The sequence below is a fragment of the Bacillus sp. SH5-2 genome (assembly GCF_008368905.1).
Taxonomy (GTDB): Bacteria; Bacillota; Bacilli; order Bacillales; family Bacillaceae_G; genus Bacillus_A; species Bacillus_A luti.
Genome location: NZ_QOSD01000010.1, coordinates 1 through 19,104, shown reverse-complemented (window position 1 = coordinate 19,104; position 19,104 = coordinate 1). Strand labels below are relative to the sequence as shown.

Genomic DNA, 19,104 nt, shown 5'->3' with positions numbered 1-19,104 from the left:
GGTAGGAAATTAAGTCTATTGACACCTACTGTCTACGGTACACTATTTAAATTCACAACATAAATGATTATATTAAATCTTCTTTATGAAGTCAACTTCCAATTTTTACGCTAATGTAGAAACGTCTACGCGTACGCCAGGTCCCATTGTAGAAGCAACTGTTACGTTCTTCATGTAAGTACCTTTTGCAGCAGCTGGCTTAACTTTTTGTAAAGTGTCAGCAATTGTTCTGAAGTTTTCTACTAATTTAGCATCTTCGAAAGATACTTTACCGATTGGAACGTGGATGTTACCAGCTTTATCAACGCGGTATTCAACTTTACCAGCTTTGATTTCGTTAACAGCTTTAGTTACATCGAAAGTAACTGTTCCAGTTTTAGGGTTTGGCATTAAACCTTTAGGTCCTAATACGCGACCAAGTTTACCAACTTCACCCATCATGTCAGGAGTTGCTACTACTACATCGAAATCGAACCAACCTTGTTGGATTTTACCGATGTAATCAGTATCGCCTACGAAGTCAGCTCCAGCAGCTTCAGCTTCTTTAGCTTTTTCGCCTTTAGCGAATACTAATACACGTTGTACTTTACCAGTACCGTGTGGAAGAACAACTGCGCCACGGATTTGTTGGTCAGCTTTCTTAGGGTCAACACCTAAACGGAATGCAGCTTCTACAGTTGCATCAAATTTAGCTGTGTTTGTTTTCTTTACTAATTCTACTGCTTCTGTTGCAGAGTAAGCAGCTGCACGATCAACAAGCTTCGCAGCTTCTACGTACTTTTTACCTCTTTTAGCCATTTTTATTTCCTCCTCGAATGTGGTTTTAGCGGAATAACCTCCCACGTTTACGCTTATTTTCAGGTATAACCTGAGGATGCGCGCCATCCATTTATTTAAAAACGATAATCATTTACGATAATAAAGGTTGCGAATTGGAATTCCAGACCCGCAACCTTTTTTTAAAAACAAATCGAATTAGTCTTCGATAACGATGCCCATACTGCGTGCAGTACCTTCAACCATACGCATTGCAGCTTCTACGCTAGCAGCGTTTAGGTCAGGCATTTTAGTTTCAGCGATTTCGCGTACTTTATCACGCTTAACAGTTGCCACTTTATTACGGTTTGGTTCACCAGAACCAGACTCAATACCAGCTACTTTCTTAAGAAGAACAGCAGCAGGAGGAGTTTTAGTAATGAAAGTGAATGAACGGTCCTCAAATACCGTAATTTCAACAGGGATGATAAGACCAGCTTGATCTGCTGTACGAGCGTTGAACTCTTTACAGAAGCCCATGATGTTAACACCTGCTTGTCCTAATGCTGGACCAACTGGTGGAGCTGGGTTAGCTTTACCTGCAGGAATTTGAAGCTTTACCATTTTAATTACCTTTTTAGCCACGAGACACACCTCCTTAAGTCCGTGATGTGGTCAATTGGACAGTGATTTGCCCTCCCACGTCATATTTTATCGTAGTGATAAAATCTTTCAAAAAACGTCTCCGATAACGAAGACGTACTGACTTAAAAGATATTATCACTTTTTACAATTCATTTCAAGTTTCATTTTATAATTTTTCAATTTGATGGAAGTCAAGTTCAACTGGAGTCTCGCGACCAAACATGTCCACAAGCACACTAACCTTTTTCTTCTCCACATCAATTTCTTCAATAGCACCTGTATAATCTGCGAATGGTCCCTCATTTACACGTACTGTCTCATGAAGTTCAAAGTCGAAATCAACCACTTCGTTGTCCATTCCCATATGCTTCATAATGGTAACAACTTCCTCTTCTAATAGAGGTGATGGTTTAGAACCCGAACCAGAAGAACCAACGAACCCAGTTACACCCGGCGTGTTACGTACAACATACCAAGAGTCATCAGTCATGATTAGTTCTACTAATACGTAACCTGGGAACACTTTTCTTTTCATTAATTTTTCTTTACCGTTTTTCATTTCTACTTCTACTTCTTCCGGGACAACAACACGGAAAATTTTATCTTGCATACCCATTGATTCTACACGTTTCTCTAGGTTTGCTTTTACTTTATTTTCATATCCAGAATAAGTATGGACAACATACCAACTTTTTTCCATTCATTTAGGACGAGCGTCCTTCCCTCCCTGACGTACATTTTTTTGCGCAAATGAAAAAACCCGTTCACCGGGCTTTTACACAGTTCTTATAAATAACATTATATCATGGATAAGTGCTTCTTATTCAAGAATTAACCAAGAATTAACCGAATTAAAGAAGAAATGCCCATATCAACTACTGCGAAGAAAATCGCAAAGAAGACAACTGTAGCAATAACTGTCGCTGTTGAGCGGAGTAATTCATCTTTTTTAGGCCAACTTACTTTTTTCATTTCGCGACCTACATCGCCGAAAAAGTTCGTTAAACGCATCTACGGGACCTCCAATTTAGTATTTCAATTATTTATTTTGTTTCCTTGTGAACTGTATGCTTATTGCATGTTTTACAAAACTTCTTTATCTCAAGTCGCTCTACTGAGCTCGTATCTTTCATCGTAGAGTAGTTTCGATTTTTACACTCTTCACATGAGAGTACAACTTTTTTCCTCATTAGTTACACCAACCTTGTAACATTATGTCCCTAAAAATGTATCATACAACAAAAGACAATGTCAATGTCATGACTCTTACTCTCTTTACAAAAAGAAAACAGGTGAATTACTTTACACCTGCCATACTTGCTATGAATTTAAGGTTGTACTCTCTCGCATCTCCATATATCTTTCCAATTTCCTTTTCACACGTTGTAAGGCGTTATCAATAGATTTCACATGCCTGTTTAACTGTTCTGAAATCTCTTGATAGGAACGACCATCCAAGTATAGAGATAGCACCTTTCTTTCTAAATCGCTTAATAATTCAGATATTTTTGATTCTATATCTGTATATTCTTCCTGACTTATAATCATTTCCTCTGGATCAGTTACTTTCGCTTCCGAAATAACGTCTAATAGTGTTCGATCAGATTCCTCATCATAAATCGGTTTATCTAAAGATACATATGAATTTAATGGAATATGTTTTTGCCTGGTTGCTGTTTTAATAGCGGTAATAATTTGTCGAGTGATACACAGTTCAGCAAATGCTTTGAATGAAGACAGCTTGTCCTCTTTATAATCACGAATTGCTTTAAACAATCCAATCATACCTTCTTGAACAATATCTTCTCGATCGGCACCCACCAAAAAATAAGATCTTGATTTCGCGCGAACAAAGTTCTTATATTTGTGAATCAAATATTCTAGAGCATCAGTATTACCTTTTCGAACTAACTCAACGATTGCCTCATCCTCTAAATCACGAAATGTAACGTCGCCTACACTTACGAAGCCTGCTTCCACCTTGATCCCTCCGACCGCTATTTATTTAGCAATATTATACAGTAAAAAGATAAAGAGCGTCAATGCTTCAACGCTCTCCTCTTCTTAATTTTTCTAATTTTTCTGTAATATCTTTACTAAATATCTTCCGCATGGCGGGTTGCTTGTCTTTCGCGTCTTTTGTACGTCTTCTTACTTGTTGCTCCATCGCTTGTACTTCCAACTCTAGTTCACGTGCAGACTTCCGAAGAGCACCTTGTGCAAATATAACCCACTGCTCCGTATAATCAGAAGTCGCAACATATATTTGTGTATTTATATTTCTAAGTTCAATCGCAAGTTGCTCTATCTTTTCATCCGCAGTTTGATTCTTTCTCGTGAATATTACTTCCACACGCGATTGTTTCATCTTTTTTTCAATACCATGAACTGTATAGGCATCAAAAACTATCATTACCTTTGTGCCTGTATAACCTTGATAATCCGCCATCTTATCAATGAGTGCATCTCTTGATGATTGCAAATCTACATCCCGCAGTTTCTTCAAATCTCCCCAAGCTCCGATAATGTTGTAGCCATCAACGATTAAAATATCGTTCATTTTTTATTTACCAACTTCGTGACGTTTACGATATACCTCATACATTAACAGACTTGCGGCTACTGAAGCATTTAAGGATGTAACTTTTCCAACCATTGGTAAAGTGATCAGGAAATCACACTTTTCACCAATAATACGACTCATACCTTTTCCTTCACTTCCAATTACTAATCCGATTGGCATATTCCCATCTAAATTACGATAATCCGTTTTCCCTTTGGCATCTGTACCAGCAATCCAAAGTCCACGTTCTTTTAATTCATCAATTGTACGAGATAAATTTGTCACACGCGCAACAGGAATGTACTCAATTGCCCCAGTCGACGCTTTCGCAACTGATGCAGTAAGTCCTACAGCTCTTCTTTTTGGAATAATAATCCCATGAGCTCCTGTTGCATCAGCCGTACGCATAATAGAACCTAGGTTATGTGGATCTTCAATTTCATCTAAGATTAAGAAGAATGGATCTTCATTACGCTTTTCTGCTACCTTAAATAAATCTTCTAACTCAGCATATTGATATGCAGCTACTTGGGCAATTACACCTTGATGATTACCCTCGACTAATTGATCTAACTTCTTCTTTGGTGCATGTTGTAAAATAATCTTATTCTCTTTCGCTAATGCCAGTACAATTTGTACCTGGCCTTTGGCAGCACCTTCTGCGATCCAAATTTTATTAATATCTCTCCCTGATCGTAACGCCTCAATTACAGGGTTACGTCCGATAATATATTCACTACTCATGATGATGTGCCCCCTTCCTTTTCTTCTAAAACAGCAATTGCTTTATATACAATTTCATCTAATCTTTCACGATTATTTAACAAGTGATGATAACCAATTAGGGCTTCAAAGGCTGTACTATGTCGATATGTTTGTACATCCGTATTCTTTGGAACAGTGCCGGAATTTGCATTACGCCCTCTTCTTAGTACTGCCTCTTCTTCCTCTGTCAAAAATGCGGTCTCTAATAAATGATAAACAACTTTCGCCTGTGCTTTTGCCGAAACAAAGCTCGTCCCTAATCGATGTAATTGATTAGGGCGGACTTTTCCTTTTTGAAGGAGGTGATAGCGGATATATTGTTCATATACCGCATCACCCATATATGCTAACGCTAAGCTGTTTAATTGCTTTGCATCAATCATTCTTATCCTCTTTTCCATCTTGTACCTTGAGCGGTATCTTCTAAAATAATATTACGTTCTTTTAAATCATCGCGAATTTGATCTGATAATGCAAAATCACGATTTTTACGAGCTTCAATACGCTTTTGGATAAGTGCCTCGATTTCTTCATCAAGCAATTCTTCTTTTGCTAATTCTAATCCTAAAATATCAAATAATGTTTCAAGTTGTTTTACATATGCCTCAATCACAACTTTAGAAGTATGTTCTTCCAGTAAATATTGATTCGCGTGATTTGCTACATTATATAATTCAGTAATCGCATTAGCCGTGTTGAAATCATCATCCATCGCTTCTTCGAATGCAGCCTGGAACTTTTCCATTTCAGCTAACCATTTCTCATTATGCTCTGTTAAATCTGTGCTACTTTCCATACGATGCTTCAAGTTACCGTAAGCTGTTTTAATTCTTTCTAGCCCGTTATTTGTGCTTTGTAATAACTCTTCACTAAAGTTAATTGGATGACGGTAATGCACTGACAACATAAAGAACCTAATTAACTGTGGGTCATATTGCTTAATAATATCGTGAACTAAAATGAAGTTTCCAAGCGACTTAGACATCTTCTCATTATTAATATTAATATATCCATTATGCATCCAGTAACGTGCAAATGTTTTTCCCGTTAATGCCTCTGACTGCGCAATTTCATTTTCATGATGAGGAAATGCTAAATCTTGACCACCAGCATGAATATCAATTGTATCTCCTAAGTATTTACGTGCCATCGCCGAGCATTCAATATGCCATCCTGGACGTCCTTTCCCCCAAGGGCTTTCCCAGAAGATTTCTCCTTCTTTCGCAGCTTTCCATAAAGCAAAATCAAGAGGATCTTGTTTCTTTTCTCCTACTTCAATACGCGCACCGTGACGTAAGTCTGCAATTGGTTGATGCGATAATTTACCGTACCCTTCGAATTCCTTCGTTCTAAAGTACACATCACCTTCTGATTCATATGCATATCCTTTATTCACAAGTTCTTGAATAAATTCAATAATGATATCCATATTTTCCGTTACACGTGGATGAACCGTTGCATGTTTGCAACCTAGCGCTGTTACATCTTCAAAGTAAGCTTCTACAAAGCGATCTGCAATTGTTGGCACATCTTCGCCTAATTCATTTGCCGCTTTAATTAATTTATCATCTACGTCAGTAAAGTTAGATACATACTGCACATCATACCCTTTATATTCTAAATAACGACGTACTGTATCAAATACCATAGGTGGTCTTGCATTCCCAATGTGAATGTAGTTATATACTGTTGGTCCGCAGACATACATCTTTACCTTATTTTCTTCTAATGGAATAAACTCTTCCTTTTGACGTGTTAACGTATTATAAATGTGAATAGTCATTTTTATCCTTCCTTTCTACCTTTACTTCAAGTTGTTTTTTCAATTTATCAAGCTCTGCTTCCATAATTTTTAATTTATCAAAAATCGGGTCTGGAAGATCAGAATGATTTAATTCTTGACCAATCTTCACTCCATTTTGAATAACGACTCGGCCAGGTATACCTACAACTGTAGAATGTGCAGGAACTTCTTTTAATACGACAGATCCTGCTCCAATTTTAGAATTCTCTCCAACTGTAATAGAACCTAGTACTTTAGCACCTGTTGCAATTAACACATTATCTTGAATCGTAGGGTGCCTCTTTCCCTTTTCTTTACCTGTACCACCTAATGTAACACCTTGATAAATTGTTACATTATCACCAATTTCACACGTTTCTCCAATTACAACCCCCATTCCATGGTCGATGAAAAAACGACGACCAATAGTTGCCCCTGGATGAATCTCGATGCCAGTAAAGAAACGACTAACTTGCGAGATCCAACGTGCAATGAAGAAGAAATGCTTTTTATAAAAAGCATTTGCAATTCGATGAGCCCAAACTGCATGTAATCCAGAGTAAGTCAAAATAACTTCGAAATAACTTCGTGCCGCTGGATCCTGTTCAAAAACGACTTCAATATCTTCTCGAAGCCTCTTAAACATTGATGTTCCCTCCCCTTTATGGGCTGCTTTTTCGAGCGAACTAACTTCCTTTAACTCCCCACTTACCCCCTAAATCTCTATACGAGGAGATAAATTTTATACTCATACCCATTTATATGGTATAAAAAAAGACGCCTCTGTCATATTGACAGAGACGCCTTATAAGCGCGGTTCCACTCTGTTTAGGCTAAAGAAAGCCTCAAACTCTTCCATGATAACGGTTTACACCGCTTCTGTTTACTTTGGCGAAATACTTCGCTGTTCAACAGAAGACTCGAAGGGGCATTTCAAAAATCCGCTTATAAACCACTCCCAGCCTAAAGGTGGTTCTCTCTGTAAAAAGCCTAATTTTCTACTTCTCCTTCTCGTCGCTTTTCCTTATTAGGTTTTAAGTATACTTATTATATTTCTAAACCTAGAAAATGTTAACCAATTACTTTTTGAATACGATTTAAAACTTTTTCTTTTCCAAGAAGAGCAATCGCATTAGGCAGTTCTGGACCATGTGTTTGTCCAGTAGTCGCAACACGGATTGGCATAAATAAGTTTTTACCTTTATGTCCTGTTTCCTTTTGAACCGCTTTAATAGCCGCCTTAACTGCTGCTGGTTCCATCGCTTCTAGAGCTTCTATTTGACCCGCAAATGCACGAAGTACTTCTGGTACTTGCTCACCATTTAATACTTCTTGTCCTTCTTCTTCATAATCAACATGATCTTTAAAGAACATTTCAGAAAGCTCTACAATTTCAGCTCCAAAGCTCATTTGGTCATGATATAAAGCAATTACATCACGAACCCAAGCTTGTTCCTGCTCACTTAAGTTTTCACCTACGCGATCCGCTTTCACTAAATGCGGTAAGCTTAGTTCAACAACCGTATCTAAATCTTGTTTTTTCATATATTGGTTGTTCATCCATTTTAATTTTTGAGAATCAAATAATGCAGGTGATTTTGATAAACGTGCTGCATCAAACATTTTGATAAACTCATCTTGAGAGAAGATTTCTTCTTCTCCTACTGGCGACCAACCTAGTAATGCAATAAAGTTAAAGATTGCTTCTGGAAGATATCCAAGCTCTTTATATTGCTCAATAAATTGAATAATAGATTCATCACGCTTACTTAACTTTTTACGGCTTTCATTTACAATTAAAGTCATATGACCAAATTGCGGGATATCCCAACCGAAAGCTTCATAAATCATCATTTGTTTTGGCGTATTTGAAATATGGTCATCACCACGAAGTACATGTGTAATCTCCATTAAGTGATCATCTACTGCTACTGCAAAGTTATAAGTTGGAATCCCATCTTTTTTCACGATAACGAAATCACCGAAATCATTTGAATGGAATGCAACATCATCTTTTACAATATCTTTAAATGTGTAATCACGGTCAGCCGGTACACGGAAACGAATACTTGGAATACGTCCCTCAGCTTCAAATTCTTTCACTTGCGCTTCAGTTAAATCACGGTGGTTACCTGCGTAACGAGGTGTTTCACCACGAGCGATTTGCCCTTCACGTTCTGCTTCTAGCTCTTCTTCTGTCATATAACATTTGTAAGCTAAACCACGCTCTAATAAATCTTCATATAATTTTTTATAAATGTCTAAACGCTCTGTTTGACGGTATGGTCCAAATTCACCACCAACATCAACACCTTCATCCCAGTCCATACCGAGCCATTTCAAGTATTTTAATTGGCTTTCTTCTCCACCAGCAACATTACGTTTTACATCAGTATCTTCAATACGAATAATAAACTTACCATCTTGATGACGAGCAAATAAATAATTAAATAATGCCGTACGCGCATTTCCGATATGTAAGTGTCCTGTTGGACTTGGCGCATAGCGCACTCTCACTTGCTTTTCCATAATTGGTACACCTTCCATTCTTAATGTCAACACATTCTATAATTGTACACCAAAAAAATGTGATTATCCATCTTACGAATTAAAAACCATTATTTTTTCTGTAATAAAACAACTGCTTGAGAAGCAATTCCTTCTTCCCTACCTGTAAATCCTAACTTTTCTGTTGTTGTTGCCTTTACATTGATATTATCAATAGACGTTTCTAATAGTTCACTAATGCGTTTACGCATACTTTCAATATGTGGTGCCATTTTTGGTCTTTGAGCAATAATCGTACAATCTAGATTCCCTAATTCATAACCTTGTTCACTTACAAATTCCCAAACCTTTTGCAACAATACAGCTGAATCAGCATCCTTAAACGCTGGGTCTGTATCAGGAAAATGCTTTCCAATATCGCCTGCTGCAATCGCACCTAAACATGCGTCCGCAATCGTATGTAATAATACATCCGCATCCGAATGACCAATTAATCCTTTTTCGTAAGGAATTGTAATTCCACCAATAATTAACGGTCTTCCTTCCGCAAATTCATGTACATCAAAACCTTGTCCAATTCGAAACATTTCTACATCCTCCTCAAGCTAAACTACTGAGCTTTATGACTCTATATTATATCGCTATCCTTATAAAGAAAAGCCCGGCTTTTGCCGAGCTTTTCTTTGTTATCATACCATCACGGCTATTTCTTCTGAGCATGAAGGAAACTTTCAGCAATTAGTAAATCCTCTGGAGTCGTCACTTTAATATTATAGTAACTCCCCTCTACTACACCTACCGGCTTCCCAATACGCTCTACAAGACTTGCATCATCTGTACCAAGATAACAACTCTGTTTTGCGCTTCTATGAGCTTCTAGCAAAAGGGGAACAGAAAATCCTTGTGGTGTTTGTACAGCTTTAAGTTGAGATCTTTCTACCGTTTCGACAACAACACCCTGCTCTACCTTCTTAACGGTATCTTTCACTGACACCGCACAAATGGAAGCTCCATATTTTTCTGTTGCAGTTAATACATCTTGGATCACTTTGTTCGTTACGAACGGGCGCGCACCGTCATGCACAAGAACATACTCAACACCACTTGTATGCTGAATCGCGTTATATACACTATCTTGTCTTTCTGCTCCACCCTGAATAAATTGTACTGGCTTTTCAATCGGATACTTCTGCATTAGCTCTTCAAAATACGAGCGTTCTTCTTCATTAATTGCCATAACAATACTTTTACACGCCTTATCTTTTTCAAAAGCACGTAATGTATGCACAATAATTGGCACTTCATTTATAAGTAAGAACAACTTGTTTTTGCCGGCACCCATCCGCTTTCCTTGACCAGCTGCTGGAATAATTAATGTATACATAATTAATAATCCTCTACTTATAATGCTTTTTCTAATAATTTACGTTTAGCGAAAATCATACGCCCAGCCGATGTTTGTAACACACTAGTAACAAGTACATCTAGCTGTGAACCTACAAATTCTCTACCATCTTCTACTACAATCATCGTGCCATCATCTAAATATGCAACACCTTGATTTTGTTCTTTTCCATCTTTTACAACATAAACACTTAGTTCTTCACCTGGGAGTACAACAGGTTTAATCGCATTAGCTAAATCGTTAATGTTTAACACCGTTACCCCTTGTAATTCAGAGACTTTATTTAAGTTAAAATCATTCGTTACTACCGTTCCACCAGTGATTTTCGCCAACTTTACAAGCTTGCTATCCACTTCTTGAATATCATCGAAATCGCCTTCATAAATTTCTACCGGAATCGGCATCTCTTTTTGAATACGATTTAAAATGTCTAACCCTCTACGGCCACGATTACGCTTTAAAGCATCAGAAGAATCGGCAATGTGCTGAAGTTCTTCTAACACGAATTGTGGAATCACAATTGTTCCTTCTAAAAACTTTGTTTGGCAAATATCAGCAATACGTCCATCGATAATTACACTCGTATCGAGAATTTTCCAATGAGCTGTAGATTCTTCTACCTCAGTTTCAGTTTCTTCATGCTCACTATTATTATTTTTCTTCTTCCCACGTTGTGGTAATGTAAATAATCCTAGCAATTCATTCCTTTTTTTAAACCCTACTTGGAATCCTAAATATCCAAGTAAAAGAGTAAAGAACACTTGCAACACTGTACTAATAACTGGAATTGTAAATTCACGAATTGGTATTAAAATTAAATATGCAACAATAAGACCAGAGATTAATCCTAATGTACCAAATAAAACATCCGCTACAGGCGCCTTTACAAGAGCCTCTTCAATATGCTTAATAAGTTGAACGATATAATCTACAAGCCAAAATGTTGTTAAAAATAAAATAATTGCACCAATAATTGCTCGAACATACGATCCTTCCAATAAAGGAACAGCACCGATGTCTAATACGTTAATAACTTTTGGGATTAAGTAAATCCCTAACGCTCCCCCAATTACTAGAAAGAAGAGCTGTACGATCCGTTTTAACATCCAACCACCTCCTACTCATTATTAACCATTGTTTCGCTAATCAAAACGCCGAATGCAAAAGCGGACGTGTTTTTTTATAAATAGTTTTATTTACCAATATACCATATCATATACCAAAAATGCTCTAGTGTCGTTATATTATGGAATCAATGTAATATTCTTAATTGTGTCTACTCATATAGAGATGCTCTTGAATTCTTTTTAGGCCTTCTCGTATTTTCTTCGCCCTGACTTCTCCAATTCCTTCCACATCATCCAATTCATTAATAGTTGCACGACAAACACCTTGCAGCGTTTTAAATCGGTTAATTAAATTTTCAATGATAAGTGGCGGAACACGCGAAATTTTACTTGTGATTCGGTATCCTCTCGGTGTTACACTTTCTTCTAAACTCGTTTGTCCTGGGTAGCCAAGCAATTTAACTAAATCGCTATCCTCTAGAAGTTGTGTATTCGCAAGATCTTGTAACTTTTTCAAAATTTGATGATGATCTTGTGTTTTTTCTTGATAATAATCTTTAATTAATAACGCTGCCTCTGCCTCTAAATCGGCTAGTAATTCTGTAAGTTGTAAACGAATTAACCTGCCCTCTGTTCCTAGCTCATGAATATAGCTCAATATTTCATTTTTAATACGCAACACCATTTCAACACTATGTAAAACATGAACCACTTCGGACATTGTAACAACCTCTTCAAATTCTAGAATGCCCAAATTCGTAATCCCATCATTCCATACAGCCTTATATTTTTCTAACGTTTGAATAGCTTGATTTGCCTTCGTTAAAATAACACCTATATCCTTTAGTGTATAACGTAAATTCCCTTGATATAGCGTAATTACGTTACGTCTTTGTGAAATAGCCACAACAAGGCTACCCGTCTGTTTTGCTACACGCTCTGCCGTTCGGTGACGCATACCTGTTTCAATAGAATCAATAGATGACTCTGGAACTAGTTGTGCATTCGCAATTAAAATTTTGCTTCCAGTTTCATTTAAAATAAGTGCTCCATCCATTTTTGCTAATTCGTATAAACTAGCAGGAGAGAATGCACAATTAATATGAAAACCTCCATCAACAATGCTTTTAATCTGCTCATTATATCCAAGAACAATTAATCCCCCCGTTTGTGCACGAAGTACATTATCTATCCCTTCGCGCAGTGGTGTTCCTGGGGCCACGAGCTGTAAAATATTAATCATACTTTTGACACGTTGCTTATTTTCTTCCATAGCCTAGCCTCCTAATGTCAAACGAAGCGCTTCTCCTAAATTAGATACACCTACTACCTCAATCCCATCCGGAATTGTCCACCCTCCCAAATTTTTTCTAGGAATAATAGCTCGTTGGAATCCTAATTTAGCTGCTTCTTGTACACGTTGTTCAATTCTTGATACTCTTCTTATTTCTCCAGTTAATCCTACTTCTCCTATTACTGCATCAGTTGGTGCCGTAGATTTATCTCTAAAACTTGAAGCTATACTTAAAGCTACAGCTAAATCAATTGCTGGTTCATCTAATTTCAAACCACCTGCTACTTTTAAATACGCATCTTGATTTTGCAATAATAAACCTGTTCTTTTTTCTAACACTGCCATAATAAGGGATACACGGTTATGGTCAATTCCCGTCGCCATTCTTCGAGGATTTCCAAAACTAGTAGGGGAGATTAACGCTTGTATTTCTACTAAAACCGGTCTTGTTCCTTCCATTGAGGCAACCACTGTTGATCCTGCGACCCCAACCGGTCTTTCCTCAAGGAAAATTTCTGAAGGGTTTAAGACCTCCGCAAGACCAAGTTCTTTCATTTCAAAAATACCCATTTCATTTGTAGAACCAAAACGATTCTTCACAGCTCGTAAAATACGATATGTATGATGACGGTCTCCTTCAAAGTAAAGAACTGCATCGACCATATGTTCTAACATACGTGGTCCTGCAATTGCACCTTCTTTTGTCACGTGTCCGACGATAAAAATAGGGATTCCTTTCGTTTTTGCAAGTTTCATTAATTCTGCTGTACATTCACGTACTTGTGCCACACTTCCTGGCGCCGATGTCACCTCTGGTAAATGTATCGTTTGAATGGAATCAATAACAACAAAGGCCGGATTCATCTCTTCAATGTGTGTTGCAATTCGCTGCAAATCCGTCTCTGCTACAACAAATAAATTACTACCCTTTACATCCAAACGATCTGCACGAAGTTTTATCTGCTTTGCTGACTCCTCACCCGATATGTAGAGTACATCATATGAAGAATCTGCTAATTGCGATGAAATCTGTAATAATAACGTGGATTTTCCAATCCCAGGGTCCCCGCCGATAAGTACTAAAGATCCATCTACGATTCCACCACCAAGTACACGGTTAAATTCTTGAAATTTTGTTTCAATACGCGCCTCAGACTTTGTTTCTACCTCTGTAAGACGTCTTGGTTTTGTTACTTCTGTTTGAATTGCATTTGCATAATTAAGGCGTCTGGATGATACAACCGGTTCCATTTCTTCAACAAGTGTATTCCATTGACCACATCCAGGGCATTTACCCATATATTTTGGTGACTGATAACCACACTCTTGACATGTGAATTTTGTTTTCTTTTTAGCCATATCGTTTTATAGTTCACTTCACTTTCATCTATAAACATTTTATCCTTCTCGTACAAGAAAGAGGGCTATCTCGTAGCCCTCTTAGTTTGTCTATACTTATTTTACCTTTTCGGCACTATGAATGACAAATGTTTCCCCTTCTACATCAAAGATAACTTTTTGTCCTTTCTCAATAGCACCTTTTAAAAGTTCTTCCGATAGTCTGTCTTCTACGTGCTTCTGAATTGCTCTACGAAGTGGACGAGCACCATACTCTCGGTCAAATCCTTTATCAGCAATAGCCGAAATCGCTCCTTCTGTTAAATGCAATTCAATTTCTTGCTCTTTTAAGCGATTTACTAACTGATTTACCATAAGTGTTACGATCTCTTGAATATGTTTTTTCTCAAGCATATGGAACACGATAATTTCATCAATACGGTTTAAGAATTCTGGACGAAATGCCTTTTTTAGTTCATCCATTACTTTGCCTTTCATATCTGAATAATCGCGGCTCTCATCTTGTACGTTAAATCCAAGATGTTTATTACGTTTTAACGCCTCTGCACCAACGTTAGATGTCATAATAACAATTGTATTACGGAAATCAACTGTACGCCCTTTAGAATCTGTTAAGCGACCATCTTCTAATACTTGTAGTAAAATGTTAAACACATCAGGATGAGCTTTCTCTACTTCATCTAATAAGACAACTGAATATGGCTTACGGCGAACTTTTTCTGTTAATTGTCCACCTTCTTCATATCCAACATATCCTGGAGGAGATCCAACTAAACGAGAAGTAGAATGCTTCTCCATGTACTCAGACATATCGATTCGAATCATTGCATCCTCATCACCGAACATAGATTCTGCTAATGCTCTTGCTAGCTCCGTTTTACCTACACCTGTTGGTCCTAAGAAAATAAATGAACCAATCGGACGTTTCGGATCTTTCAATCCTGCTCTAGCACGGCGAACAGCTTTCGCTACAGCTACTACCGCTTCATCTTGACCAATAACACGATCGTGAAGGATGGATTCTAAGTTTAATAATTTATCAGTCTCTGTTTGTGCAAGTTTAGAAACCGGGATACGTGTCCACGTAGAAACGACATTTGCAATATCTTCTACTGTCACTTCTGAGTTTTCTTTTCCTTGTTGCTCTTTCCATTGACGCTTCGTATCTTCTAACTTCTCGCGTAAGCGTTGTTCCATATCACGTAAGGAAGCAGCTTTTTCAAACTCTTGACTTTGTACAGCTGCATCTTTTTCTTTTCTAATTTCCTCAAGCTTCACTTCAAGCTCTTTTAGATTTGGTGGTGTTGTATAAGAGCGTAAGCGAACCTTTGAAGCAGCTTCATCAATTAAATCAATTGCTTTATCTGGTAAGAAACGATCTGTAATATAACGATCTGAAAGCTTTACAGCTGCATCAATTGCATCATCTGTAATAGATACGCGGTGATGTGCCTCATAACGATCGCGTAAACCTTTCAAAATTTGAGTTGATTCGTCTAAACTTGGCTCATCAACGTGAATTGGTTGGAAACGTCTCTCTAAAGCTGCGTCTTTTTCAATATATTTGCGATATTCATCTAACGTTGTCGCCCCAATACATTGTAATTCCCCACGAGCTAAAGATGGTTTTAAAATATTTGATGCGTCAATAGCACCTTCTGCTCCACCTGCACCAATTAATGTATGAAGTTCATCAATAAATAGAATGATATTTCCTGCTTGGCGGATTTCATCCATTACTTTCTTCAAACGATCTTCAAATTCACCACGATATTTCGTTCCAGCTACCACTGTACCCATATCTAGTGTCATAACACGCTTATCTCTTAAAGTTTCAGGAACTTCATTATTTACGATTTGTTGTGCTAATCCTTCTGCAATTGCCGTTTTACCTACACCAGGCTCCCCGATTAATACAGGATTGTTTTTTGTTCTACGGCTTAACACTTCAATTACACGTTGAATTTCTTTACCACGGCCAATAACAGGATCCAAACGATTTTCACGTGCAACAACTGTTAAATCACGTGCTAAGCTATCAAGTGTTGGTGTATTTGCATTTGTTGAAGAACCACCTTGGTGACCTGAACTTGCTTCATTACTTCCAAGAAGTTGCAATACTTGTTGTCTTGCCTTGTTTAGGCTAACACCTAAGTTATTTAAGACACGTGCTGCTACTCCTTCACCTTCACGGATTAAACCAAGTAAAATATGTTCTGTTCCAACGTAAGAATGACCTAATTTACGAGCTTCATCCATAGATAACTCAATAACCTTTTTAGCACGCGGTGTATAATGTACAGTTTGAGAAGCTTCTGTTCCGCGTCCAATTAGCGCTTCTACCTCTTTTTGGACTTTCTCTGGACTTAATCCAAGAGCAATTAACGCTTTTGCTGCAATTCCTTCACCTTCGCGTACAAGCCCAAGTAAAATATGTTCTGTTCCAATATTATTATGCCCAATGCGAATCGCTTCCTCTTGAGATAAAGCTAATACTTTTTGTGCTCTTTCTGTAAATCTTCCAAACATCATAGAAATCCCTCCTACTTGCACTTAGTTTTTTTCAATACGTAATCGCTCACGGATTAAGGTTGCTCTTCGATAATCTCTTTCTTCTGGTCCTAAAGGTCCTCCTGCATATTGTTGTAAAATGCCTGGTTGCGTAAGAACCATTAGCTCAGTCAAAATATTTCTCGATATCCCTTTTATATATCCTAGATCAATACCAAGTCGTACATCTGATAAGCAAGTGGCTGCTTCCGCAGATTGAATTAAACGACTATTTGCCAGTATGCCATAAGAGCGAAAAACCTTATCTTCAAGTTCAATACTTGAATTTTGTACAATTAATTCTCTAGCCATTTTTTCCTGCTGTATGATTTGTTGAATGACACTCTTTAAATCCGCAATAATATCTTCCTCGGATTTCCCTAGCGTCATTTGATTTGACACTTGAAATATATTACCTAACGCTTCGCTACCCTCACCGTATATTCCTCTTACTACTAACCCTAATTTTTGAATTACTTGTATAATACGGCTAATTCTTTTCGTTAAGACTAGTCCTGGTAAATGAATCATTACAGAAGCTCTTAATCCTGTACCAACGTTAGTAGGGCAACTCGTAATATATCCAAGTGATTCATCAAAAGCATATTCAACCTTTTCCTCAATCCAATTGTCTATTTGATTAGCACTTTGAAGAGCCTCTGATAATTGCAATCCTGAAAACAAGCACTGAATTCTAATATGGTCTTCTTCATTAAGCATAACACTAATATGTTCACTTTCTGATAATAGGCATGCTCCATATTCTGTTCCTGCAAGGTTGGGACTAATTAAATGTTTTTCAACTAATACTCTCCTTTGAAGAGGGGTTAATTCATTCATTTTTAATAGCTCAAACTCTCCAAAAGGTTCTACCGCTTTATTTATAAATTCCTTTTTAAATAATTCATGAATTTGTTTAGCTTCTTCTTCGCTTTGCATAGTAGAGAATTGATATTTTTTAAAATTACGAGCCAAACGAATTCGACTACTTAAAACAATATCAGAATCAGGGCCATCCCCCTTCATCCATGGACTAATCGCTTCATTCATAATTTTGTCCAGTGACATAGAACTATTCCCCCTCTCTATGCTCACTAAGCTGATTTTCAAGACTTCGGATTTGATCCCTTACCTCAGCAGCTTTCTCAAATTCCTCATTCTGTACGTATTGTTTCAGAATGAGTTTTAGTTCATCTAATTCTTTCTTTAAGTGGATATTTCCTTCTATACGTTCCGGAATTTTTCCACAATGATCTGTATGCCCCCCGTGAAGACGCTTTAACAATGGCTGTAAATGTCCCTTAAATGTATCGTAACAGGAAGCACACCCAAAGCGTCCTACTTTTGTAAATTGCTCATATGTCATTTTACAATCTGGACATCTTACTATATTTGCATTTGAAAGTTCATTTTTTCCTTCTTCAAACATTGTTGATTCACCGTGTAATAATCCAGCAAATAAATCATGGAATGAAAAGTTAGACTGCGATGATTGAAAGAAAGACGTATAGCCACTTTGTTCTGCACATTGCTCACAAAGATGAACTTCCGCCTTCTTTTCGTTGACTACTTTTGTATAATGTAAAGTTGCTGGTCTTATATTACAGTTTTGACAAGTCATCACTATCCCCACCTTTACAACAGGAACGATCTATCTCATGGTACTTTTCATACATTACTAGATTGTTCACTTTTCTTAATCCGTTAGATAAAAGTGCATGTTCTTTTTCAAAACCTCTACAATATTTAACTGCCTTATCTTAGTTATCATTCTTTTACAAAAGCTGTATTTATTTATATTTCAGTGTTCTTAACATTGCGCATAATATTCGAGCCCTAAGTTCATCTCGAGAAGGGACATCCATTGATAACACAGAACGATCTAGTACGCTTAACATAAGTTTTGCTTCACGATTCGTTATGATTCCCTCTTCTATCAAACGTATAATCATACTCTCTGCATTCCCTTGTGCAACGCTATGATCAATCATATGAAGCATTTGATCAATAATGTCTATATCATCATGCAGTTTGACTTTTATAATGCGAATGTAACCCCCTCCACCACGTTTACTTTCTACTACAAATCCTCTTTCTAACGTAAAACGGGTATTGATTACATAATTGATTTGAGATGGTACGCACTCGAATCGATCCGCAATCTCATTTCTTTTGATTTCAATCACATTATTATTGCTTAAGTCAATAACTTGCTTTAGATATTGCTCAATGATATCAGATATATTTCTCATTTATCCGCCACCTTTATTGACTTTGACTATCTTTGACTTTAATTATATACGTATTAATAAAATTTGCAACTCTTTTGCTTATTCACTATCCTAGCCACATTTCCCTGTATTTAATCAAAATTATAAAAGAAAACACGAAAAAACACGAGTCAAATGA

21 protein-coding genes and 2 other annotated features (1 of these 23 only partly in view) are annotated in these 19,104 nt (G+C 37.2%); all 21 genes read right to left on the bottom strand.

Features of this window, described 5'->3' with window-relative positions; all coding sequences use genetic code 11:
• Positions 1-56, bottom strand: a sequence feature (ribosomal protein L10 leader region); it reaches 88 nt to the left of the window's first position.
• A gap of 49 nt (positions 57-105) precedes the next feature.
• Entirely contained in the window at positions 106-798 is a 693-nt protein-coding gene (rplA, locus tag DN410_RS08125; RefSeq protein WP_063222350.1) for a 50S ribosomal protein L1, read from the bottom strand.
• Positions 799-975: 177 nt separating this feature from the next.
• Complete coding sequence (gene rplK, locus DN410_RS08120) at positions 976-1,401, bottom strand: 50S ribosomal protein L11 (protein WP_001085872.1); 426 nt, start codon at positions 1,399-1,401, stop codon at positions 976-978.
• 166 nt (positions 1,402-1,567) lie between these two features.
• A complete protein-coding gene (nusG, locus tag DN410_RS08115; RefSeq protein ID WP_000415794.1) occupies positions 1,568-2,101 on the bottom strand; it encodes a transcription termination/antitermination protein NusG in 534 nt (177 codons plus the stop codon).
• A 131-nt stretch (positions 2,102-2,232) separates the two neighbouring features.
• Positions 2,233-2,412 (bottom strand): preprotein translocase subunit SecE, encoded by a 180-nt coding sequence (secE, locus tag DN410_RS08110; protein WP_001241321.1) that lies wholly within the window; start codon positions 2,410-2,412, stop codon positions 2,233-2,235.
• A 32-nt stretch (positions 2,413-2,444) separates the two neighbouring features.
• Positions 2,445-2,591 (bottom strand): 50S ribosomal protein L33, encoded by a 147-nt coding sequence (gene rpmG / locus DN410_RS08105; RefSeq protein ID WP_012260172.1) that lies wholly within the window; start codon positions 2,589-2,591, stop codon positions 2,445-2,447.
• 130 nt (positions 2,592-2,721) lie between these two features.
• Positions 2,722-3,381, bottom strand: a complete 660-nt coding sequence (locus tag DN410_RS08100; RefSeq protein WP_000387198.1) for an RNA polymerase factor sigma-70 — start codon at positions 3,379-3,381, stop codon at positions 2,722-2,724.
• A 67-nt stretch (positions 3,382-3,448) separates the two neighbouring features.
• A complete protein-coding gene (locus tag DN410_RS08095) occupies positions 3,449-3,961 on the bottom strand; it encodes an NYN domain-containing protein (protein WP_149176121.1) in 513 nt (170 codons plus the stop codon).
• A 3-nt stretch (positions 3,962-3,964) separates the two neighbouring features.
• Entirely contained in the window at positions 3,965-4,708 is a 744-nt protein-coding gene (gene rlmB / locus DN410_RS08090) for a 23S rRNA (guanosine(2251)-2'-O)-methyltransferase RlmB (protein WP_149176120.1), read from the bottom strand.
• Positions 4,705-5,112 carry a Mini-ribonuclease 3 gene (locus DN410_RS08085; RefSeq protein ID WP_000564261.1) on the bottom strand — a complete coding sequence of 136 codons (408 nt, stop codon included), beginning with the start codon at positions 5,110-5,112 and terminating at the stop codon, positions 4,705-4,707. The genes rlmB and DN410_RS08085 overlap by 4 nt, the downstream gene beginning before the upstream one ends.
• A gap of 2 nt (positions 5,113-5,114) precedes the next feature.
• Positions 5,115-6,512 carry a cysteine--tRNA ligase gene (cysS, locus tag DN410_RS08080; RefSeq protein ID WP_149176119.1) on the bottom strand — a complete coding sequence of 466 codons (1,398 nt, stop codon included), beginning with the start codon at positions 6,510-6,512 and terminating at the stop codon, positions 5,115-5,117.
• Positions 6,493-7,158: a serine O-acetyltransferase gene (gene cysE, locus DN410_RS08075; RefSeq protein ID WP_149176118.1), complete on the bottom strand. Its 666-nt coding sequence runs from the start codon at positions 7,156-7,158 to the stop codon at positions 6,493-6,495. Before cysE ends, cysS begins: the two co-directional genes overlap by 20 nt.
• A gap of 147 nt (positions 7,159-7,305) precedes the next feature.
• Positions 7,306-7,536, bottom strand: a binding site (T-box leader).
• A gap of 47 nt (positions 7,537-7,583) precedes the next feature.
• A complete protein-coding gene (gltX, locus tag DN410_RS08070) occupies positions 7,584-9,041 on the bottom strand; it encodes a glutamate--tRNA ligase (RefSeq protein WP_149176117.1) in 1,458 nt (485 codons plus the stop codon).
• Positions 9,042-9,130: 89 nt separating this feature from the next.
• Entirely contained in the window at positions 9,131-9,607 is a 477-nt protein-coding gene (gene ispF / locus DN410_RS08065; protein WP_149176116.1) for a 2-C-methyl-D-erythritol 2,4-cyclodiphosphate synthase, read from the bottom strand.
• A gap of 116 nt (positions 9,608-9,723) precedes the next feature.
• Positions 9,724-10,404 (bottom strand): 2-C-methyl-D-erythritol 4-phosphate cytidylyltransferase, encoded by a 681-nt coding sequence (gene ispD, locus DN410_RS08060; protein ID WP_149176115.1) that lies wholly within the window; start codon positions 10,402-10,404, stop codon positions 9,724-9,726.
• Between the two features lie 17 nt (positions 10,405-10,421).
• A complete protein-coding gene (locus DN410_RS08055) occupies positions 10,422-11,531 on the bottom strand; it encodes a PIN/TRAM domain-containing protein (protein ID WP_149176114.1) in 1,110 nt (369 codons plus the stop codon).
• Positions 11,532-11,691: 160 nt separating this feature from the next.
• Positions 11,692-12,765: a DNA integrity scanning diadenylate cyclase DisA gene (disA, locus tag DN410_RS08050; RefSeq protein ID WP_000392167.1), complete on the bottom strand. Its 1,074-nt coding sequence runs from the start codon at positions 12,763-12,765 to the stop codon at positions 11,692-11,694.
• A 3-nt stretch (positions 12,766-12,768) separates the two neighbouring features.
• The gene (radA, locus tag DN410_RS08045; RefSeq protein WP_060629200.1) at positions 12,769-14,145 is read right to left on the bottom strand and encodes a DNA repair protein RadA; all 1,377 of its coding nucleotides are present in this window, start codon (positions 14,143-14,145) and stop codon (positions 12,769-12,771) included.
• A gap of 96 nt (positions 14,146-14,241) precedes the next feature.
• Complete coding sequence (gene clpC / locus DN410_RS08040) at positions 14,242-16,677, bottom strand: ATP-dependent protease ATP-binding subunit ClpC (RefSeq protein ID WP_149176113.1); 2,436 nt, start codon at positions 16,675-16,677, stop codon at positions 14,242-14,244.
• Positions 16,678-16,698: 21 nt separating this feature from the next.
• Positions 16,699-17,763 carry a protein-arginine kinase McsB gene (locus DN410_RS08035; RefSeq protein ID WP_149176112.1) on the bottom strand — a complete coding sequence of 355 codons (1,065 nt, stop codon included), beginning with the start codon at positions 17,761-17,763 and terminating at the stop codon, positions 16,699-16,701.
• Positions 17,764-17,767: 4 nt separating this feature from the next.
• On the bottom strand, positions 17,768-18,316 hold the full coding sequence (locus DN410_RS08030; RefSeq protein WP_149176111.1) for a protein-arginine kinase activator protein McsA: 549 nt from the start codon (positions 18,314-18,316) through the stop codon (positions 17,768-17,770).
• 169 nt (positions 18,317-18,485) lie between these two features.
• Entirely contained in the window at positions 18,486-18,947 is a 462-nt protein-coding gene (gene ctsR, locus DN410_RS08025) for a transcriptional regulator CtsR (protein ID WP_001244563.1), read from the bottom strand.
• Positions 18,948-19,104 lie beyond the last annotated feature (157 nt).